This is a genomic window from Photorhabdus laumondii subsp. laumondii (assembly GCF_003343245.1).
GTDB lineage: Bacteria > Pseudomonadota > Gammaproteobacteria > Enterobacterales > Enterobacteriaceae > Photorhabdus > Photorhabdus laumondii.
Genome location: NZ_CP024901.1, coordinates 2,865,303 through 2,891,361 on the forward strand (window position 1 = coordinate 2,865,303; position 26,059 = coordinate 2,891,361).

A 26,059-nucleotide genomic window follows, 5' to 3' on the forward strand; every position below is an offset into this window, starting at 1 on the left:
GGTGAATTAATAAAGCGTAGCAATGTTCCTGCATTGAAAAAACTATGAATAATAAAGAGGAATGATTATGACTACCGAAAGATATTCAGTTTCACAAGCATCTCTACATGCTGAAAATTGGTGTAAAAAGCATCCTGCATGGATTAGTATTTGTGATATGCCTGATGGTTATTGCGATACACTTTACGTTCAATGGAACTCATTGGGGCGCAGGCATCCTTGCCTATAGTGACGCCGGATAGATTTAAGCAAGCCAACCATACATCAAAATGAGTGTTGCAAAAACGAGGGCGACCATAGATTTTTATGGTCTCCTTCCGCATCACTCAACTTAGGTGGAAGTCCCCGGCTTCTGAATCGCATGCCTTGCTGCAACTCTGCTAAAATCGCGTTACAAGTTAATTGTGTATATAACTCGTAACCGACAGTAAATTTCTATGATATCTTAATGCTTGGTCATTTCGTCCATAACAGTACCCCAAAATAATATGACTATTTCCATTATTTAATAAAGTACCAAAATCAATTTCACTCATTGTCGCAAGATTTCTTACATGAACCGTTCGTCCCTTCCACGATCCTCCATACACCGTCATATCCGATTTAAAGAATGGAAAATGAAGTAAACTACCTCTACGTGATCCATTGATGAGCCAATTATCTCCATTTTGCACACCATGGCTACCCGACAAAAGAACTATATCACCATTACTCGGTCTTCTTGATATTTGTTCTAAAGGATATTTTATATCCAATCCTCGTATCTTCGTATCAGACCCCCAAATAGTTCTGCCATTGAGACCGACCTCTGAGTGCCAATTTTCGCCAGAGTTTAAACTTCTACGTGCGTTTACCCAATCAGAACTCTTTCTAGACAGATTTACTTCTCCTAAACTTGTGGGATAATGATAAGGTGTCCTAAAACTGTTTGTTAACCTAACATTAACCCATTGTGCTAAAGAATAACCCCCTATCACCATACTAGGTAGTCCCAATCCTAGCGACATCCATCCTAGTCTTCTCGATGTTTCTGGATTTTTATTTTCCAACGCTCCTGAAGCAATTGCAGTTACACCACTAGCTGCGTCTAATGCAGTTAACCCCCGTGCTGCATTAACTCCCAGCCCTAATTCTAATGATCCTCCATATGTGAACGGAGCCAACAAGAGACCAATCCCACCAGTAATAATATTTGCCCATCCCCACCCGCTAATATGTCCACTTGGGTCATTCAGATTAACCGGATCGCCCCCGCAATAGGCGTAGGCATTGATTCCCCCGGCCCCAAAGGGACTCCAGCTATCTGGGGCGGTAAACCGCATGAGGTCGGGGCGGTAGGCCCGGTAGCCGTTGCCCAGCAAGTAACTGGCGCTGGCGGTATCCCACTGTTCACCGTTAAATCGAGGCTCTTCGATCGCCGTGTTGTGCGGCGGCTGTTGACCAGCCGTAACCATTGCCTGCTCGGTTGTCACCCCCCAAGGCGAATAGGCAATATGCTGTACGTCTTCGCCCTGAAACGTCGCGATGACGCTGCCCTTGCCGTCCGTGGCAGTTTCTGTATAGCGACTAGCAACGGAGGTTGGGGTTTGATGGCAGGGGGTTTGTGAAAACCCTAAACAAATCCCACCTACTTTATTGTATTTGCGGTCTGCTGCATTGTCTCTTTTTTCACCATAGAAATAATTATCGTGTACCAAGCTATTTGAACAATAACTCAAATCATGATGATAAGGTGTACCATTTTTTTCAGATCTTTTGATAATGAGTCTATTCGTAGCATCAAATAAATAGCGGGTTTCAACCTTATGAAGGGCATCAACCGTAGTGTCGATACGCCCAAGGCTGTCATAAGTCCATGTGCGGATCTTCGTGTTATTTTCGTCATTTTCGCACACTAACGCCCCCCTTTGGTTATATGTAAACCGCAAGGAAGAACTTGAATTGTTACCGGTACAGGTGCTGACGTCTATTAACTGACAGGGATCTTGGATATTGCCATTTCCGTATGTATAGGTCGAAGTGATGGTCTTGCCCTCCGTGGTTATGGAGTGTTGTGTTATATTTCCAAGGTGATCATATTTATAATCAGAGCATTGCGTTATCTCTCTTTCTCCCACCAGCTCCATCAAGGTATACGTTTCCAGTCCGCCCCGTTTGTGGTATGTATAGACTTCCTTACTGATTTGTTTTGTACCGTGCAATAGTTCTTTGTTTGTAATTTTGTCCTGTTCATTGAATGTCTGACTTATGTGAATATCCGTTATTCCTTTATTATTTTTTAAACCATTATGTCTTCTTATAGTCCGTTTTGTTTCCCGACCAAAATCATCTAATGTCAGAGATGTCGTGATTTTGTTATTGATAGTATCAAATAGGTACTCTGTTGACTGACAAACATGGCGACTCAGTTTATCGTACTTAAGATTGATCTCTATGTCATTATTGCGTACCGTTTCCAGCCTGCCCTGATTATCATAGGAGTATTTATTTATGATATATCGTGGACCATTAATTGTTGATTTTATCGCGGTTGGTCTATTGGCAAAAGAAAAGGAATAGCATGTTTTAAAATGCATATACGCTCTATTATTTTTGTTATAACTAACCAGCTTCTCGCTGGCTAATTGTCCCGACAGTGTATAGTCAAAAATGAGCTTGGAGCTAATCATTTCATCGTTTTTATTTTTGTATTCTTCAATGGCTTCTGTCAACAAACCCGTTTTGGGATCATACTTAAAGGTTTGGTCCACATCGTCCTGTCCTGCGGTGATTTTGGTGACGGCATTATTCAATTTTGGCTCGTATTCATAATGAAGGACGATATCTTTATCACCAGAGGTTGGTCCCTTAACATAAGTGACTGTATCAGGAACCGGAGAAGCGCCCTCATAATCTAGCTTTATTTTACGACCGCCACTCTCCATATCAATGACCCGTCCCAAACCATCAAGGATCTGTGTTCCGAGGATTACTGGTGTTTGATTGATTCCCAGCGGGGTGGCGGACATTCTGACTGACACCCCATTTTCGTATGCCATACTGATTGTCGTGCCATCGGCGAACGTCTGTTTAATCACACGATCAAATGCGTCGTACGCTAATAATGTGGTATTCCCGTTTGCGTTGATGGAAACCAGTCGCCCCAGTTCGTCTCTTAAATAGTGCCAACACCCTTGTTGAATCCTGCTTGTTGTCAATCGCTCCGTCGCTGTTATCTGGCCAAACTGGTTGTATGTCGTGCGGATGATACCGGAAGATTGGCTTTCATCGTTCGACACCCGCTGATGCTCACTGGTCATCTTTATCGGATCAAACGTATTTTTTACTGACGTGCCATCACTGTACCGCAGGCGACTGTTATGCCCCCAATCATCGTATTCTAGTGATACCGTCATGCTGCTACATTTTTTCTCGGACTTATTTTCAAAAAGCATGTGATCGCAGGAAATGGCCTGGCATAATTGTCCCAGCGGATTGTATTGGTATCTTTCCATATCAAACTGTTTACCCTGGTATCCTGCGGGGGAATAACTTTTCTTCAGGGGACGACCCAGGCCGTCCATCTCGGTGATATACCGGTTCTCATGGATATCCGTCTGCGTCACCGTAACCCTTTTATTTGAATAGGACCAAGCGTATTTCACGGTCTTTTCGTAGGCAGTGTCCGCATTAATGGTGCTTGAGATGAGATGGCCGATGGTATCGTATTGAAATACCGTATTGTTGTCCTGAGCATCTTTTTGGAAAATCAGGCGACCGGTGGACCTGCTCCAGTATTGTTCGTGGGATACCGGGGGGGTACCGCATTTCCCTGAGCCTGTTGTTTTACACTTAATACAAGATGCTCCATTCTTATTCTCATTGCTCCAGCTATAATCTTCTGTATAACTACGGGTCTGGTTACCGTTTTCAAACAGGTAGCTGTTTCTTTGTTCCACCCTGCCGTTTAAAAATGCGTTTTGAGTATTTTCATAAAAGGAAACGGTATTAATTTTTACTTTTTCGAGATGGTCGGCGCAACAATCCCTGCGACTATAATGAGTTTCTGATAGCGGCAAGACCATTGATTTGACAACCGAGGCTTGGTTGTTTTTTGGGGGGGAATATGTATCATACGATTTATAGTTATATGTTACCTTTCTTAGTATGGTTATTTTAGTTTTCGTTAGTGGCGACGGGGCTTCCACTGCTATTTCTTTTATAAACCTCTCAAAACCGTTTGGCTCGGCAGGGCAATGAGTATCTGTTGTCTCCTCTCCATCGGGCGCATAATAGGTAGTTTTTGTCGTGGTATTATCTGGTAAAGTCATTGAGATTAAATTACACTGTGCGTTATATTCCCATTGGGTTGTTTCTTTTCTGCGTTGTGTTGTAGATGCCGATGACTCAGGATTGTGCCATATCGTCTCAACTGTGTTTGGCATCAGGAATTGAGGGGGTTGCTTATTATCATCAAATGACTTACCCACATCTGCATAATATTTTATAATTGTTTCTTTTAACTTTTGAGGTCTTGAGGGTGTTACTTCGACCGTTTCCGTTTCGGATACCAGCAGATGAAATTTATTGTATTCTCTGTGGATGCAATAGCGCTTTTCGTTGTACTCTCGCACCTCTGTTGATGTATATTTATACTCACTGTTAGCCAGATAGGCATTGTCTTGCTGGGGAAGGGGGATCGGGTCTTTCATGTTCTTATTCTTCTGTCCTAGGAAATTCTCCGGTGAAAATACATAGCGAATGACCTGATCGGGGGAGCCGCTGCCCGCGATGATATGATGTTGGGTAACATAAGGGAAATGTTCAACTGTAGCAGTCGTAGAGGACTTAGGATCTTGCCGAATAATGCCGGGCCCCCAAGCATTAGGGTAGTACTGAATGCACTTAGGGGTGGGCAGTGTGTGGCCCGTTTCATGATACACCACCTTTTCGATTAATCCGGACGGTGTGGTAACTTTGGTCAGAATGTTCTTATGTGCCCCCTCTGTTTCATATTCCAGGTGCCAAGTTAACTCTGATGCGCTGATGACGGTTTGAAGCAGATCATTAGTCATGTTCAGCGTCACGGTGTAGCTTTCAGGTGACCCTGGCCATACAGTAAACTCAATCTTTTCCGTTGTCGCTAAGTCTGCTTTTAGCAAGGTCTCCATGGCGTCACAGACTTCCATCAATTGCCAGTAGTTGTAGTTGTGGTTGACAAAACTATTCCATTTTACGCACAGTTTGTGGCCTGAAGGCGCATAGATTTCACTGACCACGGCCACTGGGTTTGCCCTATCTAGCTGGGTTAACTTTTCCCGGCTACCCGTTTTATACAGTACCCAGAAAGCGTCTTTCTCTTTTTTAACCTTGAAGTGTGCGGGTTTGGCATGGTGAAAGGTCCATGCCTGCCCGTCGACGACTTCGTTTGCCTTTTCCACTCGATGATAGATCTCGCCGGTCGCCAGGGTTAACACTTGAGTTTGAGTATCATAACGGGTGAAATTGTCGGAAAAGCCCAGCCCGTACCCTGTGTTGAGATAAGTTAAGGGATTGTACGTCAGGGTGATGGCCAGGTCGGGACCCCAAAGATCGTTGCCACCTAGCTGGGTAATCGGGATCTGGGGAGTAAACAGGCCAGTGCGCGGATCGACTCCGCCCATCATGGCTCCGGTAAAATTCGTGGCCTGAGAGTGATGTAATAATTCCATTGAGGACCTCCGCCGTGGTAATAATATGAAAATCATGATGAGAGAAAGTCGCGCGGCTTGAGCGTTAGGTTATTCCGGGTCACCACACGCGATGACCCGACACCGTAAACCTAGTCGGTGGTTGTGATGAACAGAGAAAACTTATAGTACGACATAAGTTGCTCTTTATCATATAAGGCAAACATAATTATATAATCCGTATTTTCCGTCTCATGTAGTGTCGAGACCCATTGGTATTCCGGTATTAAAGTTGGGGTAAATTCCGCAGGGCAGATTTCTTTGTCAGAACTAGAGTCAGAAGTGCTTTTGTTGAGCGTCGGTCTTTTATTGTCGTATCTATGAGCATAAACATTTTTCATAGGCTCTTTAGGCCCGTGTTTTTGAAACCCACACATGACCACCGAATAGTGTGATTCAGGGCCGGCCAATGATATTGTAACCCAGTTTAAAATTTCTCCCTTACTTTTACTAAAAGTCAGGGTTTCTTTATTTCCTTCAATAAAAGTATCATCATTCCTTAACAATATGTGTATATGATCTTTATCTAAGGAAGCTGGTTCATTTTTCTTTTTACTGTATTTTCTCTCTTTTTTTATTTTATCAACATCTAATAATAAGAATATATCAATAGTGCTCATGGTTATTTCCTCATTGTTGAATAATATTAATTATCGGTGTCATGCCATGACGATATTCTGCACCCACATGTCGCATCTTATTAAAATGTGTCAGGTGGTTATCGTTACTCATCTGTTTATCCTATACCCGCTTAACTTGAAGATGCAGGATTCATAACCTGGAAGTTGTCATTAATACGGCACGACAGGTTCTCGGCAAGTTGTTTCGCTGTCTATAATGCCCTTAAGATCCAGGAAAAAGAAAATATTTACAGTCATGGTGGTGTCCTCATTGTGGGATGGCATTTCTCATCCGGGTGATGTCCGGCCGTGGCCTTCCTCACCAGGACGAATTCGGGTTGATTACGATATATTGCCGGGCGTCCAGTCGTCACGGCTCAGGGAAGCAGCTGACGGCGGATATCATCAAATAGGCTCCATCCGATGGCATCAAAATTGGGATCGAATTTGTGGTTAGGGAGGCTGGCCCCCAGCAAGGGTAACAATTCTTTAATTTTGTAGTGCATGAGCACGAACGTTCCCGCCAGGGCTTTATAGCGTGCGAGTATCCATGCACTGTCTCCGGGATATCGCTCCCCCAACTCTTTCAGGGTGAGGGCCAGACCAGCCAATTGATCTGCTGCATGCTCCCGGAGTTGAAGGGTGAGCGTCTCAGCCTCGCGGTCCCACGTATCCAGCGTGTCGTCACGGTGAAGATGGTCGTGGTGGCGGTGATAAAATGTTTCTGCCCAGGCGGTGAGCGCTTTCTGGGCATGCCAGGCATGATCGTGCTGCCCCGCTCTGACGGCCACGGTGACGTGCTCAATCACCTTGGCCCGTTCTGCCGAGAGTTTCTGCTTATCGTGATAAACGTCAAAAAAGGCCGTCGCGACATAATGTGCTAGCTGCCGCGGGTACTCCACGTCAATCAAGGCCAGGTTTCTTAATCCGTCGGTTTCCGCCTGAATTAATTTATCGATGACCTCTTTAAACTGCTTGTCCATGCTGTGCTCCTGTTATAGATGGCATTACATTAGTTGGAAGCTATCGGCCTCGTTCCTGAACTGCCGGGTTACCCCCGAAAAATAGAACTGATGGGTACGTGTAATCTTAATCCAGCCGCAGTATCCCAGTGGTTACTTATGCGAAAACTTGATCGCGCCACTGTTTTGTCACGCTTTCAAACGCCAGAGTGACCCCGTTGAACCGTTTATCCCGCGTTTCATTCAAATACGTCATGGCGTTATTTTCGTTCATCCGTGGTACCGGTAAAATTGCGTATTAAATTAATCATTATCCTAACCATAGATCCTAGATTTCCGGTTGGCAAGGAATAAACATAAAATAAATTTGCTGGGATTTGTATCTATTGAATGGGTATTTATCCCACTAAAACTAGTTCGCATGATATTAAATTATTTGTATTAATCTATTGCTGGTATCTGTATTAGGAGAATGTAATGAACGCATCCCAACCACTTAGCCTTTGGCATTGTGCTGGAATTGAGAGATGAGATGTGGATCCTCACAGATTTCCGGCCTTATAGTGCCTAAAAACGGGAGACTATTGCTCCCTGATGACTGGAGGATCCACCCATGAAATTTACTCCTTTTGGCGTCGATATTGCAAAACATTTGATGCAAATTCATTTTGTCGATGAATACACCGGTGAACTTACTGATAAGCAACTGAGGAGGCCGGATTTTTTAACGTTCTTCAGTAACCGCGAACCTTGTCTGATTGGCATGGAAGCCTGTGGCGGTGCGCATTATTGGGCTCGGGAGCTGAGGAAGCTGGGGCATGACGTGCGTTTGCTTCAGGCTAAATTTGTTAAAGCGTTCCGGATGGGAAATAAAAACGATGTTCAGGATGCCCGGGCCATTTGGCTGGCGGTTCAGCAACCCGGCAAATCGCTCGCGATTAAAAATGAAGAGCAACAGGCCATTCTGTCATTACACCGAATGCGCCACCAATTAGTCAAATTCAGAACCGCACAAATCAATGCGCTGCATGGTTTGCTACTGGAATTTGGTGAAACCGTGCATAAAGGCAGGGCTTCTCTGGATAAGGCCATGCTGAGCGACTCAGAAAAAAACTGGCTCCGTTCCTGCTTGCTCTGCTTGAAGAGCAATATCATCGTTTGACCGAAATCGACGAACAAATTGAACAAATGGAAAACCAACTAACGGCGTGGGCAAAGCAGAATGCCGATTGTCAGCGGATTATGAAAATTCCCGGTGTCGGTGTCCTGATTGCGACCGCCGCCATCGCGACGATGGGCGATCCCAGCGCATTTCGGTCGGGCAGGGAATTTTCGGCCTATCTGGGCCTGGTACCGAAACAAACGGGAACGGGAGGCCGGGTCAAATTACTGGGCATCAGTAAACGGGGAGATACCTACCTGAGAACCCTGTTTATTCACGGTGCAAGAGTGACCACCTTACTGACGAAAACCCCGCTGCCGTGGGTGACGGCGCTAAAAAAACGCCGTCCGGTCTGTGTGGCGATTGTGGGGATGGCCAATAAGCTGGCTCGCACCGTTTGGGCATTGGTCGCCCATCAGCAGGAATACCAAAAAGATTACGTCAGTGTCAGACCTTACTGAGGTGTTTCACCGATCAACTTTCACTTTTAATGACAAGGATGAATGCAGAAAGATTGCTAAGGCAATGATAATGATGACAAAGACAGGTAAGACCGTGACTTGCTAAACCTGATTTATGCTCTGAGCTTAAAGCTCGTTAGGAGAGTGAGGAGCCAGTCAGCGGATTACATCGAGGCCCGCAGCTCTGGCTGCAATAAGGCCGGATATAGAGCTGCAACCTACCGTCGATGCCAGAGTAATTTTTGTCTTGCAAACGGGATGCGTTCATATAGAGCATAAAAAATCTATGGTTCCCCTCGTTTTTGCAACACTCATTTTGATGAATTTTTGGCTTGCTTAAATCTATCCGGCGTCACTGTAGGCAAGGAGCCTGCGCCTCGATGAGTTCCGCGCCTGATGAACCTTAAAACCTTGTCGGCTTGAAAGAGCCATTTTTTATGTTAGGTTTCTCATCAGGCCGGTAGGCCGTTCATGTCATCAATAATCAGTCTTCGCAAAACCAGTGGGGTAACATTTAAATAGGTTCACAATGACGCCAGCTTTAGGCGACAAATACCGTGTGTTGTGTCGTAATGGCCCACGCTATCCGGGCGAGTTTATTAGCCAATGCACAGGCCACGATATTAGAGTGCTTTCGTTCAAGCTGCTGCTTAACCCAGTCAGCCAGTTTTCCCTGCCGGTGTTCAATCTGTTGCATGAATGACCGGGCGCAGAGTACCAACAGTTGCCGGAGCGTCTTATTACCCCGTTTACTGATACCCAATAAGGTCGTCCTTCCCCCGGTGCTGTACTGGCGGGGAACCAAACCCGTCGAGGCCGCAAAATCCCGGCTGCGAGAATATTGTTTTCCATCACCCAGTTGTGAGGAAAGCACACTCGCCGTGATGGGACCAATACCGGGGATCGTCATCAGCCGTTGTCCGGTATCATCCTGAATGATTTCCTGTGACAGTGCGGTCTCAATCTCGGTGATTTGCCCAACCAGATAGTGATAATGCGCCTGTAACCGTAGTAATATTTGCGCCAAATAAGGTGGAAGAGGATGTTCGGCCAAAACAGTGGAGAGTCGTTTTATCACGGCAATCCCCTTGGGCATACTGATGCCAAACTCAAGCAGGAAAGCTTGCATCTGATTGGTGGTTTTGACTTTATCCCGGACCAGTGATTCCCGGACACGATGCAACGCTCGCATGGCTTGTTGGGCTTCCGTTCTGGGCTGAACAAAACGCATTGAAGGTCGTGAGGCGGCTTCACAGATGGCTTCCGCGTCAATAAAATCATTCTTGTTACTTTTGACAAAAGGACGGACAAACTGCGGTGAAATCAGCTTAGCCTCATGCCCCAAATCAGCGATCCGCCTTGCCATGAAATGCGCGCCAGCACAGGCTTCCATCACAACCGTTGCCGGAGAGCAATCGGCTAAGAATTCCATCAATTTAGTTCGGGTGAATTTTTTACGTAGCAGAGCTTTTCCCGATGGCTCCTGACAATGGACATGAAAAGAATGTTTGCCGAGATCGATGCCAATCAGTGCGATAGTGTTCATGATGGTAGCCTCTTATCAAAGATAATCACTCTGCTAATATACTGCCGTTAGAGTGAGGGGAACCATCTCATTACCTTGGGGCATTTATGCAGCAATCTTTTCTGTCCAAGAATGCTCCGTTTCGTCACCTAATTTTATGCCCGGGTACCAATGCTCAAATTGGGTTTTCAAATCATCATTCAGTACGGCTGTACGGGTCTGGATTAAATAATGCGCACCTTGCTGACTCCATTGCATCTGCTGCTTTTTCACCATCCGTTTAGCAATCACTTCATTGATCGTCGATTCAACAAATGAAGTGGAAATGGATTCACCATAGCAGTACATTTCACCGTAATTCGGGATCATCATGCTGTTATTTTCGATAATAGGTGTACATCTCATCGACATGTTTTGACAAGGATTTCTTATTATCATAATGCGAGATGTCCTCATCACACACATCGCAGCACAATCAGAGACCATCAAAATCTGTGGGGCACTTATGCGGCCAAACAGTTAAAGAAGTTTCACCTGGCAACCTAAAGCGTCGCCAAACCAGAGGGTTGACTGGAGGAGAGCCACTTAACGGTATAAGTATTCATGGGTCATAATCCGGTTGAATTATCTATTTTACAGCCAAACAACTCAAGTGCCCCACACATTTTTATGCTCTCTAGTCCAATCGCAATCATGATCCCGACCAACTTCAATCGTGAAAACCACCAGTGTTAACTGATGGCTATTAACATATTTCCGATACAACCTTATATTGAAGCCATAAATAATTCAGGTTAGCTTTATAAGGCTTGAACTAAATAAAATCGTTACATAGCTCTTGTAAGTTATTAATAACACGTCCCACATGGAAGCCGTCACAAGTAGCATGATGCACCTGAATTGCCAAAGGCAACTGAGTTTGATTTCCATTCTGGTAAAATTTTCCCATGGTAAATATGGGGGGAAAATAATCCATAACACTCGCCATGTTCAAGTTAAACCCATCAAAACTTACCCACGGCACTGACGATATGTGAAAGTGGTTTTCAGGTAGTTCTGGTTTAGAAAAAAAGCAAAGATCATCTTTGTAGGTTTCATAATCAGCAGAATAATTTTTCATAAACTCTGCCAGATCAGAATTGAACTCAGTCCAAATTGCTGAGAATGTTTCGGTTTCCTTATGAAAGATTGTATATGCAGGATTTACACCATCCCATACAATTAATTCTTCATCTTTTATAGCCATTCTGAATTCAGAGTAAGAGTTTACAACTGTAGATATTAAATAAATCATGGTTGGATAGAATTTATATTGCTTTTCCACCAACGAAGATAACAAATGGGTAATATCAATTTTTGCTGTTAGACTAAATCCGCATTGCACAACATTACGGTAATGCAAGAAATGCTCTTTCCTATCCCAGAGATCTATATCAACCTTTGAGTAATTCATGTTTTCCCCTTCTAATGTAAAATTTAACAAATTGATTAAATTAGAAGGGCTGCTCTTTCTGTTTGTATTGAAATCATCATCACTCCGGTGTGAAATTGGATTAAATACCCAGTCTCTGACGAAAAGAATTATACATTAGCTAAAGACAAATAACTACCAACACAGCACTGCGCCACTAACATTCACTCACACAGCCCGCAATGTTTCTCCGTTTATCTCCTGAGCAATCAGCCTTGGCAAATTTGACTCAATATATCACTTTCTGTTTTGATAGCCTGAACGGCCTCCGACGGTAACAAATCGCGCCGTCAATAACAGGAAATTTTCAAATGTTACATTACCAACCAAAACATGACCTCCTACAACAACGTATTATTTTAGTGACAGGCGCTGGAGAGGGTATTGGCCGTGAAGCGGCTTTGACCTATGCCCGTTACGGTGCACAAGTGATCTTACTTGGCAGAACAACACACAAACTGGAAGCTGTGCAAAAAGAGATTAAACAAGCAGGTGGTGCCCCTGCAACTGTTTACACTATGGATCTGCTTACCGCCACAGCCGAAGAGTGTCAGGCATTCGCTGGCGATTTAGCGCAATATTATCCGCATCTGGATGGCGTATTGCATAATGCCGGATTACTGGGAGCTGTCGCACCAATGGCAGAGCAACCCGTGCAATTATGGCATGATGTTATGCAAGTCAACGTCAATGCGACCTTTATGTTAACGCAAGCCTTATTGCCGCTATTATTGAAGTCACCTGACGGATCATTAATCTTTACCAGTTCGAGCGTTGGCCGCGAAGGTCGTTGTGGTTGGGGAGCCTATTCTGCCTCTAAATTTGCCACTGAAGGCATGATGCAAGTTTTAGCAGCAGAATATAAACACACTTCTCTACGCGTTAATTGTATTAATCCCGGCGGTACACGCACAAATATGCGCACCCGCGCATTCCCTAACGAAAATTCTGCTAAACTGAAAACACCGGCAGATATTATGCCACTGTATCTTTATCTTATGGGCAGCGATAGTCTGCATAAAACAGGCATCAGTTTTGATGCCCAACCCGGACGCAAAGCAGGACCAGCCGAATAATGACAATCAATGACAGCCAACATCAAAAAAGGCAACAACGCCTAAAAGAAAAAGTGGATTTCCGTATTGAAGCCGCCCAGTTAGAACGGGGTATTCTGATCGTTTTTACCGGCAATGGTAAAGGCAAAACCACTGCGGCATTTGGCACCGTGACCCGAGCGATAGGTCATGGATTTCGTGCCGGTGTGATCCAGTTTATCAAAGGTAAATGGGAGAATGGCGAGAAAAATCTGCTGGAACAGCATGGAGTGAATTTCCATGTGATGGCAACAGGTTTTACCTGGGAAACTCAAAGCCGGGAAACCGATACTGTAGCCTGCCAGCAGGTATGGCACCATGCGTTAGAGATGTTATCTGATCCCGATTTGGATTTAATTGTTTTAGATGAACTGACTTATATGGTGAGTTATGGCTATCTTCCTCTGGAAGAAGTTATTACTGCGCTCAACCACCGACCGGAGCACCAATCCGTTATTATCACCGGCCGCGGTTGTCATCGTGAATTATTGGAAATGGCAGATACCGTGACAGAGATGCGTCCGGTAAAACATGCCTTTGACGCCGGCATCAAAGCACAAAAAGGGATCGATTGGTAAAAAAGGCCCCGTTATAACACACGAGACCCAGAAAACTTAACGGCCTTTTGGTGCGGTTGTTCGCCCCGCCTTCTGGCGTGAACTGCCCGGACGTTTTCCTGCCGATGGACGCGATGCGACTTGAGCATGGCGTTTAACCGCTCGGCGGATTTGGTTAGCTTTAAGACGGCGCTGATCACGCCCAACGGCCACTTTGGAAACCGTCTCCTCATTCAAATCCACTAATTGGCGTAAATAGTTAGTCTGCTCCAGACCCAGTTCCGTCCATCCCCCGCGTGGTAAGCCTTTTGGCAAACCAATATCCCCATAACGCACACGAATAAGACGGCTCACCTGTACACCAACCGCTTCCCAAAGACGACGAACTTCACGGTTACGTCCTTCTGTCAGCGTGACGTTATACCATTGATTCATCCCCTCACCGCCTTTAAACGCGATAGTGCGGAATGAGGCGGGACCCTCTTCCAGTTGAATGCCCTTAGCCAGTTGTTTCAATTTAGCATCATCAACTTCACCAAAGACACGAACAGCATATTCGCGTTCAACTTCACGGCTTGGATGCATCAAACGATTAGCCAGCTCACCATCCGTGGTAAATAGCAACAAACCACAAGTATTCACATCCAGACGCCCAACAGCTATCCAGCGGGAACCTAGCAATTTAGGCAGGCGATCAAAAACCGTTGGCCGCCCTTCTGGATCATGACGAGTACAAAGCTCACCCTCTGGTTTGTAATAAGCCAAAACACGGCAAACCGTTTTTTGTGATTCTTTGATATTTAATATCCGACCATCGAGACGGATTTTCGTGGCGGGCTGAACTTCAAGGCGATCACCTAAAGTCGCAATCTTACCGTCAACACTGACGCGCCCTTGTTGAATATAACCTTCTATTTCGCGGCGGGAACCGTGGCCGGAACGCGCGAGAATTTTCTGTAACTTTTCAGATTTCTGTATCTTACCGCTCATTGAGCAACCTCTGTTGTCGCCTTCACAGGCGTCGTGTTATATATCAATCAATACGTTAATAGTGAAATTCAATCATAACAAACTGATTTTAATGCATTTTATAGCATAGAATGCTAGAAAATAGCTCATACATTCTAACTCCGTGGCCGAGCATTCTACACTAATTTCAGACACAATGATTCTAATCCAGCAATTCCCATCACGCTAAAACTGAAAACATCATGGCTGGCGTAAGGGAACAACATCTCCATCCTTATCGCGATTTACCGACATTTAATATGACGGATTCCCCATTATCAGAATTAAAAAACCCAGTACCGATCACATTTCATACTACCCATTCTGACGGTCAATTAATTACACATTAAAATGGTTCAATAATGTAACTATTAAATAATCAATATTCTCTGTGGTAAATGGTCATTTTATACCCGAAGCCTGACCGCAGATGCTCAGGTCACTTATTGGTTAGCATCACTGACTTTTTAACACTTAAATTAAACAAAAGGGATAGTACGATGAGTAAACGCAACAACTCGGTGGCGAGAGGCACGAGTTATCTTTTAATTTACCTGACGGCAATTCAGCCGCTACACCCGGCGATTGCTGCGGGGATCACACCGGACAATAACCATACGCAGGTACAAAACCAAAGCAACGTTCCGGTTGTCAATATTGCCACGCCGAATGACGCGGGGATATCCCACAACACCTATAAAGCGTTCAATGTCGATACTCAAGGCGCTGTACTCAATAACGCCACGCAAGCGGCTCAATCACAACTGGCGGGGCAACTTAACGCTAACCCTAATCTGCATGGAAAAGCGGCGGAACTGATTATTAATGAAGTGACCGGCAGCGGACAATCTAACCTGCAAGGCCAATTGGAGATTTTCGGCAATAAAGCCAATGTAATGATTGCCAACCCCAACGGCATTACTTGTGATGGCTGTGGCTTTATTAATACTTCGAGTGCAACACTGACCACGGGTAAACCGCAATTTGATAAACAGGGTGCGTTGGAAGCATTGGAAGTTAAAACAGGCCAAATCACCATTGGCGGTAAAGGGTTAGATGGCAAGGCGACGGATTATGTCGATATTATCAGCCGGGCAACGGAATTAAATGGAAAAATTCAGGCCAATAACCTGTCTCTGACACAAGGCGCTAACCGAATCAGTTTAAAAGACGGCACAGTTAAACCTGTCGCTGGTGAAGGCGCTAAACCCCAATTAGCCGTTGATACCAAAGCATTAGGTGGCATGTATGCCAATAAAATCCGACTGGTTGCCACTGAAGAGGGCGTTGGTGTTAATCTGAAAAATTTAATCAGTGACCAGCGTGATATTACTTTAAACGCCAATGGCAAAATTGAACTGGGCAATATTAAGGCTAAAACGGACCTGAATGTTATTGGCAAAGAAACCCATATTGCGCCCAATATTAACGTGCAGGCGGGACGGGATATTATTCTGGAAAATACCACGCTGGATAATAAAGGAAGCGTGACTGCTGGCCGGGATATGCGGATATTTGTCAATACTGTGCGTAATAGCGGTAATAAAGCCTTACTACAAGCCAACGATAATATGTGGATACAGAAAAATGCACAAGGAGATAAAAGTCATCTTATTGAAAATAGATCTGCTACCATAAAGACTAATAAAGGCGATTTAGTTGCCAGATCTCATAAGATGCTCAATATAAGAGATCTTTATCTCCTTTCTAATATTAAACCTGAAAAAAACGATTTTCTTGACTTTAGTAATGTTGATGATCTCAGTGACATGAGCAATTGGTTCTTTATAGAAAATTATGATAGCAGTTTGATTTCCTCCGGAGGAAATTTATATATAAATAGTGATAGTTTATTAAATATAAACAGTGAAATACATGGAAAAGGCGATGTATTTTTGACCGGAAATCATTTTACAAGCACTAAATTTATAAATACTGAAAATCTATATAATGGAAATACTTATCCACATTTTATAATAAATAGTTCACATCCTGTATTTAATAATCCATACTATAAATACAGAAATAGGCAGGAAAACGACAGAGAAATACATGTATTAGATAGAAATAACGCAGATATAAAACAGCAAGATTGGAATCTTCTTCGAAATAATCCTTCTAATGAAACAAAAATTGACTCATTCACAAATAAGACAATGCTATCTTCTGGAAGGAATTTAGTTATTGATTTTCTTGGCGAAGTTAAAATTACGTCAAATAAGGAACTTATTAATGAAAATGAGTTGAATACGCCTGACTGGAAAGAAAAAACATTAAATTTATTAAATTCAGAAACTGATGATATCAAAGTTAAAAATAATCTTATATTAAATGCAAATGGATTTACATTAAAATCAGCACGATTAAATGCTGAAAAAGATATCAACATTATCTCATCAGATGCTAACTTTGTCGAACTTACCGATTCTAAAATCATATCTAAATCAGGTGATTTATCTATACTTTCAACCTATTATAAAGCACCATATGAATTTTTTGATAAACTATTATTTCCCTCTGCCATTAATGTTTTATCAACGGTATTAAAAGGACATAATGTTTCATTAATAAGCAAAAATTCAGGAATATCCGCCTATAAATCTACAAAAATTAGTTTTGGACCGGAGATTGATGATCGAAGTAATATAATAAACGCCTCAGGAGATTTAACCTTTTATTCAGGAACAAACTTAAATTTAAATTTCATCAATTATTTCACAAAAAACAAAAATACTAATTTAACTGCAATCAGAGATATTAAAATAAACATAAGTAAAACCAGTATAGACTCATCCGAGTCCATATCCATTAATGGTGGTATAAATCTAGATATTGGTGATGTAAAACTCACCGCAGGAAAAGAGGTTATATTGAACTCTGCTCAAGACTCTAAATTATGGGGAGTTCCTATTACCGCTAATAGTATCTCTATATCGGCGGGGAAAGATTTGAATGTCACCAACTCTGCATTGAATGCAACAGAAAATATATTGATGAATTCTGGTGGAGATCTAAATTTATCTGTTGCTTATTATAATGTAGGCGCTATGATAAAAGAAGGAAGAATAAGCCAAATTACTTCTGTTAATGCAGGGAATGAATTAACTTTAATAGCTAATGATAATATAAAGTTAGAAGGTTCAAGTTTAATTTCTAAAGGTGATATGACCCTCACTTCTGGTGGGTACACATACCTTAAATCCGCAGTAGATACTGAAAACACGAACTCCAGATCATCTATTACCCATAAAGAAGTCAGACTAGATAGCGATAAGAATTTAACCATTCTTACCGGAGAAGGTCTTTTATTTCAAGCAACTAAACTTTTAGCTAAAGGTGTAATAGATATTGCTGCTAAAGGGGGTTATCTTTATGCACAAGCACAAGAAGATGTGACTGAATATACCACCTCCAGTACTAAACGTAAGTGGTATGGTAAAAAGAAGACTTCAACTACCACGCACCATTCAGTCACCAATAAAGTGACTGAATTTATTGCTGATGGAGATATTAATTTACTCAGCCGAGATGACAGTACTTATGAAGCCAGCAAAATTGAAACAAATAAAAATGCCAGACTGACCAGTACACATGGAAAAATAAACTTTAAAGCAGTTAAAGATAGTTCTTTTGAACAAACCATTAGCCAGTCTAAAGGATTTTTCATTAAGAACAGAGATAGTGGTCATCGTGCAGAAACATGGGTGCTGCCTTCAGTTCACATTGGTGGAAAATTAACGATTGAGGCCGCAAATGGAATCAGTGCTGATATCAAAACACAGAAAGGACAATCCTTACAGGCGGTATTGGCTGCTCTTGGTAACACTTCTGAAACAGCCTGGTTAAAACAGTTAAGCCAACGTCAAGATGTAAACTGGAATGAAGTTCAGGATGCTTATGAGAATTGGGATCATAAGAGCCAGCATTTAAATCCTGTCGTTTCTGCTGTTATCGCTATCACCGTTGCTGTAGTCACGGCTGGGGCCGGGGTAACTGTAGCGGCTGCCAATGGTGCCGCGGGTGCAGCCAGTGGTGCTGCTACCGCAGCCGGAGCCAGTGCTGCAACAGCAGCAACAGTGAATACCGCCACATACGGCGCAGTTTCTGCGGGTATCTCATCTCTAGCTTCTACGGCAGCAGTTAAGCTTATTAATAATAAAGGAAACCTATCGAAAACCCTTAAGGATATGGGAAGCAGCGATACCGTTAAATCAACTATCACATCAATGGCGATGGGTGGCGCACTGGCGGGTTTTGATAACGTCATGGGATGGGATAAAGCCGCCAATGGCGCTCAAATTGACCCGGCAAAAGCGACATTACCTAAACTGAGCAATGGCGACTGGAGCAAAGTGGCTCAACGGATCGCCGGTCAATCCATTATCAGTTCCAGCCTTGGTACAGCCATCAATGGCGGTAGTTTTAAGGACAATTTTACCACCGCATTACTTGCCAATATTGGCAGCCAGATTAACGCCGAAGGTGCCGGGTTGATTGGGGCTAACGGTCAGGTGTTAGATTTACCCGGAAAAGCCATTAGCCATGCGGCGGTTTCTGCCCTTGCTGCGGAAATTGGCGGCGGTGATGCCAAAGGGGCGGCGGCTGGAGCATTAGCCGCAGAATTGGCCGCGATAACATTGGATAAAACATTCAATGATCCAATGAAAATTCAGGCGGGTGGCAAAATCATCGGCAGCGTCGCAGGGGCCATTGCGACCAACAGCGCCAAAGGGGCTAACAGTGGGGCTAATGCCGGGGAAATTGTTATTCTCTTTAACCACCTGAACTCCATGAATGCCTACAATCTGGCTAGAGAGCTCCAGGAAGCCAATAAGCAAGGAACCCCTACCGAAGCAATCTGGAACAAATACAACAAACTGGGCGCTACACAACGGGCAGAAATGTTGTCTCACTGTGCCGGGAACGGTGGGTTATGCACACTGACCTATCAGGCTGAAATGGAAGGTGGGATAAAAACAGCGGATGCCATCAGTGGTCTGAGATGGATGTTTGGCTTATCGGCTGAAGATACTCATCGTCTCAGCCAGTTTGTGACGACAGAAAACCAGAACGATTTAGGGCTGTTGTATAACTCGTTGCCAGCTTGGGAAAAAGGTGCACTGATAGCCAAAGAGGCGGTAGAATCTGCCGGTATTGGTGGTGCTATCGGCGGTAAAGCTTCGGTTGCTTCGATTGTTGGGAAGAGTCGTCATGTTGGCAACACAATAGGCTCAAGCAAAACGAAAGAAACTCAGATATGGACAGAAACGAAGAAAAAAGAGCCTGTAGCAAATGCTTACGGCCACTGGGATAAACATAAAAGTGAATTCCCTGAATATCAGAATTCAAAACAATATGTCGAAGCCACCCATAATTTTATTAAAAATCCTCCAAAAGGAACTTTAGTCAAAACCCGAGCTAATGGTGATACCTTGTATTACAATCCAAAAACAAATATTTTTGCAGTAAAAAATGTGGATAATGTCCCGAAAACAATGTTTAAACCAAATCCAGTAGATCATGGATATGAAACAAATTTGGATTACTTCAATGCACAAAAATAATAGATTATATGTATGCCGTGTGTGTGGTGCAGAACAGTTAGATCCTCCGTGGGGTGAAGATGGTAACTCACCAACATTTGATATCTGTGATTGTTGTGGGGTAGAGTTTGGCTATGAAGACGCTATTTTAGCAGCATTAAAGAATTATAGATCCAAATGGTTGGATAAAGGCGCAAAATGGAACTCTGAAAAATCCAAGCCAAAAAATTGGTCGCTAGAGGAGCAACTATCAAATATACCTAAAGAATATTTGTAAAATTTAAGAGTATGCAAATGGATTTGGGTGATCTCTTGTTAATAAAATGACCACTCTCCCTGTGTTAGCAATACGCTAACACAGGGAATTTATAGCCCATCATATCAGCCAGTAAACTGGGTGATATAATCAAGAAAGGCGATCAACTGTATTTGGACAGTTCTCATAAAAACCCTCGAAAGGAACTTTAATCAAAACCCAGGCTAATGGAAATTCTTTATATTACAATTCAGCATATTTGTTTATTACTCAACACTAAAATTCATTGGAAAAACACTGAAATATTAGTACATAAACCGAGCTAAAACACGATTGGCCAAATATATGAGCAATTATAATTATTTAAAAGACCACCTCCCGATATAATAAACTACCAATACCCATAAATAGTTAATTTTCTACAATTGACTTATCCACACATTCTTTCAATAGTAAAATTAATTAATAAATATAATTTTTAATAATATAAAAGTGGCCATGAATTATAAAATTTCAGGCCACGTTTCATCAAGCTTTTATTTAGCTTGCCATTCATATCAGGCACTAATATTAAATTAATGACCTACAAATCAATCCTGGCAAATCCTATATCCTATTACTCTTGAATTGGAGAGGGATTTGCAATACTTTTCAGTGAATCAGGAATAATTTTACTGAGATACATATCACTAATTTTTGGCAAATTTTTAACATAGAGATCATATGGCATCCAGAATGACTTCCCCTCAAATCGATTATTCTGGAATATATCATTCTGCACGTCTGCTGGAATATTTTCCCATTCAGCAGCATCAGGCGAATATGGACCTTTATATTTAACAACATTCCACGGATTATGCAGTCGTACTAACTTAATATCATTCCATTGCTGAGCATCTAATATTAAATAAGCATGACCTGATACTAAATCCGTTGATGAACCGGTTCCTTGATAAGTCACATGATGTTTTATTTTGAAGATATCGATAAATTTCTCATCCCAAATACGATCCTGATTACCCTGATTAATACTGGTATTTGCTGTCGATTCTATACCAAAATAGATTTCATTACCGCCGCCTAAATTCTCATAGCTTCCATGCAATTTCGCAAATGCTTTTTCAATCAGGTAATACCAAAACTCATTTTTATCTTCCATAGCAGAAAAACTCACTCGTGGCAGATCATCGTCAATCAATAAATAACCAACCGTCGATTGATTGATGATTCTGATCGAATAAATGCCCGTTGGGTTATAAACCGGTGGATAGATAGCAGAAAATAACAAATTATGCCCTTCAGGATGGGATGCAATTGCCCCAATGGTGCTAACAAAGCCGCAATTACCAAGATAAAGCTGACCCATATCGATCATCTCTATCCCTTTAATAAACATACCCGGAGATTCAATAAAATCTTTAATACGGTTATGCTTATCAACTCCCCCACTCTGCCATTGCTTAGGAGGATATGAATCATCGACTAAATAGGCACTCTTCTCTGATAACGCTTTAATTAAGGCCAAGACAGGATCTTTTGCATATAAAGTGACGCCTTTAAAGTTAAAAGGTTCACAGGCAGCCAGAATATCATTTAATTCACTTAATTTTACCGCTTTATCAGGATCTCCGTTCAATGCTTCTTGCACTGTTTTTTCAGCATATGCGTCACGTCCACATGCGATTAAATCCCTATCTGGTGATTTCGGCCATGTATGAACATTAGCGCCATCAACTGGTTTATCGGAGAAATTAACAACTGACATTTTCAATATCCCTTGATTTTATAATGAATGGATAACCTTACGCTGTAATTTATATTAAATAGCCAGCCCAAAGGTTTTATACCTAATAATATGATTAAATAATCAGCGAATAAACTTACCTTAGGTGAGGTAAATATTTCCTTATCACACTATTAAAATCAACTTAATTATTAAATAGATGATGGTCTTATTTTATTGAGTTAGTATTAATAATTCGAAATAACAATAACCATTTCGATTCAATTAAAAAATCAAAAATATAAAGCCTGCGTATAATACACAGGCTTTATATAGATTCTGAAAATAATTACTGCGTAACTTATAAGAATGGCGTGATATTGCCAGCCCCTTCCCGTATTACAACCGGCGTATCCTCAGTTAAATCAATTACGGTGGTAGGCTGTTGCCCTAAATAACCCCCATGAATAATCAGATCAACCTGTTTTCCCAAATTATCTTTAATTTCTTCAGGATCAGATTCAGCAAAATCATTGCCTGGCAAAATCAGGCTCGTGGACATCAATGGCTCACCCACTTGTTCAAGAAGCGCCAAGGCAATTGGATTGGATGGAACACGTAACCCGATAGTTTTCCGCTTATCATTCATCAAACGGCGAGGGACTTCTTTCGTCGCACGCAAAATAAACGTGTAATTGCCCGGCGTATTATTTTTAATCAGCCGAAAAGCTGAATTATCAACATAAGCATAGGTCGATATTTCTGACAAATCCCGACACATTAAGGTGAAATTATGATGACTATCTAACTGGCGGATACGGCATATCCGAGTCATCGAATCTTTATCTTCCAGATGGCAACCAATCGCATAACCGGAATCAGTGGGGTAAATAACCACCCCACCTTTTTTCAACATATCCACACTTTGCCCTATTAAGCGGGGCTGCGGATTATCTGGATGAATATAAAAAAACTGGCTCATAAATTACCTCTTAATTTTATGCAGCCCCTACAGTGACCAGTTACGCCATATTGGTACCACATCACCGGGTAACCACAATTTACGCCCTAATTCTATCCATGAACAAGGCTGGTGAAAATCAGAACCTAACGAAGCCATCAAATCATATTCCCGTGACAATTGACCGAGATATTTCCGCTCGTTAGGTGCCTGCTGGCACTGTGCAACTTCCATTGCATCACCACCATGTTGTTTAAACCAGACAATCAGACGCTTCAACCATTTGGTCGATAAATCATATCGTCCCGGATGCGCAATGACTGCTTGACCACCTGATTGATGAATGGCATCAATAGCTTGTTCAATTGTACACCATTGCGGTGGAACGTATCCGATTTTTCCCTTTGCCAGATACTTTTTAAATATTTTCGCCACTGTTGGCTCTCTGCCTATTTCAATTAAATAACGGGCAAAATGGCCTCGTGTTACTTGTCCACCATTCGCTAATCGGCTCGCGCCTGCCCAAGCATCGGGAATACCCACCTTTGCCAGCTTGCGACCTATTTCAATTCCTCGTTCTTTCCTGAGTTCAGATTGTTTATTAAGTAATTCAATTATTGCATTTGACTGAATATCAATGTTCAGACCAACAATATGAATCTCCATATTTTGCCACAAGGTGGATATCTCAACCCCTGATATGAGCTTTAATGGCAAATCATGTTGGTTGATATATTCATGGGCTGGCAAAATAGCATCCGTTGTATCATGATCAGTCACGGCCAATACATTAACGCCCATTGCCACCGCTCGTTCGACCAATTCTGCTGGTGAAAGTAAACCATCCGATGCAGTCGTATGGCTATGCAGATCGTAAATTGTTACTAACTCAGTGGCTGAATTTGTCATTATCTCTTTCTCTGCCCGAATAGCTTAAAACGCTTGATGGGATAGCTTAACGGTAAATGGTCGCGTTTTACAGAAATAATCATGTTCAGCCCTGGAATATCGGGCTAAACATGATTATTTTAAGAATGGAAAAACGGACAGATAAGAAAAGCGATATCCCTTTTTATTGGCAAAGAAGAATTAACCGGCGTTTTTCTTCACCTAACCGATAGATTTCAAATAATAGGGCTTACCCGGATTATAGAGTGGCCCCATGTCGATAGTTTCATCATTAGATTTGGCAATATAGCCCATCCCTTCTCTGGCCGCATTTGCCAACAAGCCACAATCCTGATCGCCTGACCAAGAAAATATACCGCCCAGTTTATTCGTAGCAACATATTCCGCTTTCTGTTTCACCGTGCGTGGCGTATCTAATGAGATAAAATGTCCTTCTGTTTCACTAAACAAGAAATCGGCATCAGCATTGGTATCTGTCATTAACACAAAGCCATTTTTCCCGGTAGCGAGAGTATGTTCGCTATCCAGATAATTATTAACAATATCAAAGAATTCAGGTGAACCTTTTTCCATTGTTCCTAACGCCTCACCCGTTTTATTATATTCACGCGTTTCAAGATTTGCCCCTTTGCCTGCACGACCATAGTTAGCATAGCCTAAATGAATTTTCTCCAAAGGTATGCCAAGTTCCTGATGCAAATAATTGATAGCAACTTCCGCAGATAAATCAGATGCGCCTGATGGATCAGGATCTTTTGGTGAATAGAGATTAGTATGATGGCCGATATAAGGTGCCCAACCAGTACCAAAATAGTCGTAACTCATTAAGTAAATATTATCCAGACCATTTTTGACTAATTCGGCAATATTGGATGTTGCTAATTTCGTTTTTACACCACTACAAGCAATGGAGATCTCTTTTCTATCCTCTCGACCAAATCGACTATCCAAAGACTCACGTAATTCTTTAATTAACAGAGCGTAGTGTTCTCCATCTTTCGGATCGTAAACATTGCCATCCTCACCTGGGCTTCCGGGATATTCCCAGTCAATATCGACACAACTGAACATAGGAAAGCGCGCAAAAAAATCAACAATACTGTCAACAAAAACGCCACGTTTTGTTTCATCAGCCGCCATCACGGAAAAATAACCGGACATACTCCAGCCACCAATACTAAAAGCCAGTTCAAGTTTATGACCCGCTAAACGCGCCGTTTTTTGTAATTCGCGTAATCCACCTAATAAACCGGACGCTTTCTTTTGTTGATAAAAAGGCAGAAATGTTCCTGCATTAATATTAGTGTTAGCACTTTCCTTAGGTAATCCCACATTACGGGCAGTCCCTAAATCGCCATAAGGATCAAGAGGAACAATATGGCCTTCAGTAATTTTTATTTCACTCTGGCTATTCCAACCATCGGCAACTTCTTTGATCTTATCCCCTTTTACACCAGTATCACCGTAAATACCCAAAAAGCTGAATATTAATTTATCATAGGCAGCCACATTGATAGTGCTTAAATCAAATCCTCTTCCCCGCTGATCAGCGTCTTCATTTTTACCATCTAAGCGCGCATCATATTGGCACCAATCAGTAATATAAGCAGAAAGTTTTGGTCTGGATTTATCGCTTTCATATTCATTATACATCGGGCGACAAACACGCGACGCAGTATAAGAAAGATTACCCGCTGAACCATCAGGTTTAAAATTAACATCCGGCCGTTGATAGGTTTGTTCTGTAATAGCATCCGGTTGTAAAACTGGTGAAGGAATATCTTCGGTTGGATCAATACGCCCATCGGTAGGATTTCCGTGCTGTTTTATCTCATCTTCCGTCGCTGGACGAATATATTTCCAAGCATTATGCGGTGTTCCCTCTTTAGCCGTAGGATCGGGAATATGCCAGCGCTCAACCCAATAGGTATTGGTATAAACACCACTATTAAAAATAACATTATAAACTTGGCCGCCTGCCTGATTATTCCATGCAGTTAATGGTTCACCAACAATATCACTGATGTCGGACATGGATTTCGATGAGGTATAAGTATATTTATTTACCATTTATAAACTCCAATGCGATTTATATTTAG

The 26,059-nt window shown here is 42.4% G+C and carries 14 protein-coding genes and 2 pseudogenes; 5 read left to right on the forward strand and 11 right to left on the reverse strand.

Going from position 1 to position 26,059, the window contains the following annotated elements:
* Positions 1 to 398: 398 nt before the first annotated feature.
* The 3 genes from PluTT01m_RS12605 to PluTT01m_RS12615 form a co-directional block, all read right to left on the reverse strand.
* On the reverse strand, positions 399 to 5,690 hold the full coding sequence (locus PluTT01m_RS12605; protein ID WP_041380092.1) for an RHS repeat-associated core domain-containing protein: 5,292 nt from the start codon (positions 5,688 to 5,690) through the stop codon (positions 399 to 401).
* A 110-nt stretch (positions 5,691 to 5,800) separates the two neighbouring features.
* Positions 5,801 to 6,328 (reverse strand): AidA/PixA family protein, encoded by a 528-nt coding sequence (locus PluTT01m_RS12610; RefSeq protein ID WP_109791590.1) that lies wholly within the window; start codon positions 6,326 to 6,328, stop codon positions 5,801 to 5,803.
* A 377-nt stretch (positions 6,329 to 6,705) separates the two neighbouring features.
* Positions 6,706 to 7,311 carry a hypothetical protein gene (locus PluTT01m_RS12615; protein ID WP_011146671.1) on the reverse strand — a complete coding sequence of 202 codons (606 nt, stop codon included), beginning with the start codon at positions 7,309 to 7,311 and terminating at the stop codon, positions 6,706 to 6,708.
* 592 nt (positions 7,312 to 7,903) lie between these two features.
* Here PluTT01m_RS12615 and PluTT01m_RS12620 point away from each other — a divergent pair.
* Positions 7,904 to 8,913, forward strand: a pseudogene (locus PluTT01m_RS12620) (IS110 family RNA-guided transposase).
* A 541-nt stretch (positions 8,914 to 9,454) separates the two neighbouring features.
* On the opposite strand, the gene PluTT01m_RS12625 reads toward PluTT01m_RS12620, so the two are convergent.
* The 3 genes and pseudogenes from PluTT01m_RS12625 to catA form a co-directional block, all read right to left on the reverse strand.
* On the reverse strand, positions 9,455 to 10,459 hold the full coding sequence (locus PluTT01m_RS12625) for an IS110-like element ISPlu13 family transposase (RefSeq protein ID WP_011145548.1): 1,005 nt from the start codon (positions 10,457 to 10,459) through the stop codon (positions 9,455 to 9,457).
* Between the two features lie 84 nt (positions 10,460 to 10,543).
* Positions 10,544 to 10,910, reverse strand: a pseudogene (locus PluTT01m_RS12630) (ISKra4 family transposase); the annotation flags it as partial.
* A gap of 342 nt (positions 10,911 to 11,252) precedes the next feature.
* Positions 11,253 to 11,891 (reverse strand): type A chloramphenicol O-acetyltransferase, encoded by a 639-nt coding sequence (gene catA, locus PluTT01m_RS12635; protein WP_011146673.1) that lies wholly within the window; start codon positions 11,889 to 11,891, stop codon positions 11,253 to 11,255.
* A 329-nt stretch (positions 11,892 to 12,220) separates the two neighbouring features.
* Between catA and PluTT01m_RS12640 the strand changes: the two genes are divergently transcribed.
* Both PluTT01m_RS12640 and cobO read left to right on the forward strand, forming a co-directional pair.
* Positions 12,221 to 12,985, forward strand: a complete 765-nt coding sequence (locus PluTT01m_RS12640) for a YciK family oxidoreductase (protein WP_011146674.1) — start codon at positions 12,221 to 12,223, stop codon at positions 12,983 to 12,985.
* Positions 12,985 to 13,581 (forward strand): cob(I)yrinic acid a,c-diamide adenosyltransferase, encoded by a 597-nt coding sequence (gene cobO, locus PluTT01m_RS12645; RefSeq protein ID WP_011146675.1) that lies wholly within the window; start codon positions 12,985 to 12,987, stop codon positions 13,579 to 13,581. Before PluTT01m_RS12640 ends, cobO begins: the two co-directional genes overlap by 1 nt.
* A gap of 36 nt (positions 13,582 to 13,617) precedes the next feature.
* On the opposite strand, the gene rluB is transcribed toward cobO, so the two are convergent.
* The gene (gene rluB, locus PluTT01m_RS12650; RefSeq protein ID WP_011146676.1) at positions 13,618 to 14,550 is read right to left on the reverse strand and encodes a 23S rRNA pseudouridine(2605) synthase RluB; all 933 of its coding nucleotides are present in this window, start codon (positions 14,548 to 14,550) and stop codon (positions 13,618 to 13,620) included.
* Between the two features lie 518 nt (positions 14,551 to 15,068).
* Here rluB and PluTT01m_RS12655 point away from each other — a divergent pair.
* Both PluTT01m_RS12655 and PluTT01m_RS12660 read left to right on the forward strand, forming a co-directional pair.
* Positions 15,069 to 20,132, forward strand: coding sequence for a DUF637 domain-containing protein (locus PluTT01m_RS12655; RefSeq protein ID WP_011146677.1), 5,064 nt, complete (start codon positions 15,069 to 15,071; stop codon positions 20,130 to 20,132).
* Complete coding sequence (locus PluTT01m_RS12660; protein ID WP_011146678.1) at positions 20,119 to 20,388, forward strand: hypothetical protein; 270 nt, start codon at positions 20,119 to 20,121, stop codon at positions 20,386 to 20,388. Before PluTT01m_RS12655 ends, PluTT01m_RS12660 begins: the two co-directional genes overlap by 14 nt.
* A gap of 595 nt (positions 20,389 to 20,983) precedes the next feature.
* Here the strand turns inward: PluTT01m_RS12660 and PluTT01m_RS12665 are convergent.
* The 4 genes from PluTT01m_RS12665 to PluTT01m_RS12680 all read right to left on the reverse strand — a co-directional run bounded on the left by PluTT01m_RS12665 (position 20,984) and on the right by PluTT01m_RS12680 (position 26,030).
* The gene (locus PluTT01m_RS12665; protein ID WP_109791591.1) at positions 20,984 to 22,132 is read right to left on the reverse strand and encodes a C2 family cysteine protease; all 1,149 of its coding nucleotides are present in this window, start codon (positions 22,130 to 22,132) and stop codon (positions 20,984 to 20,986) included.
* 319 nt (positions 22,133 to 22,451) lie between these two features.
* A complete protein-coding gene (locus tag PluTT01m_RS12670) occupies positions 22,452 to 23,072 on the reverse strand; it encodes an L-threonylcarbamoyladenylate synthase (protein ID WP_011146680.1) in 621 nt (206 codons plus the stop codon).
* Positions 23,073 to 23,099: 27 nt separating this feature from the next.
* Complete coding sequence (gene rnm, locus PluTT01m_RS12675; protein ID WP_049789779.1) at positions 23,100 to 23,960, reverse strand: RNase RNM; 861 nt, start codon at positions 23,958 to 23,960, stop codon at positions 23,100 to 23,102.
* Between the two features lie 201 nt (positions 23,961 to 24,161).
* The gene (locus tag PluTT01m_RS12680; protein WP_011146682.1) at positions 24,162 to 26,030 is read right to left on the reverse strand and encodes a glycoside hydrolase family 18 protein; all 1,869 of its coding nucleotides are present in this window, start codon (positions 26,028 to 26,030) and stop codon (positions 24,162 to 24,164) included.
* Positions 26,031 to 26,059 lie beyond the last annotated feature (29 nt).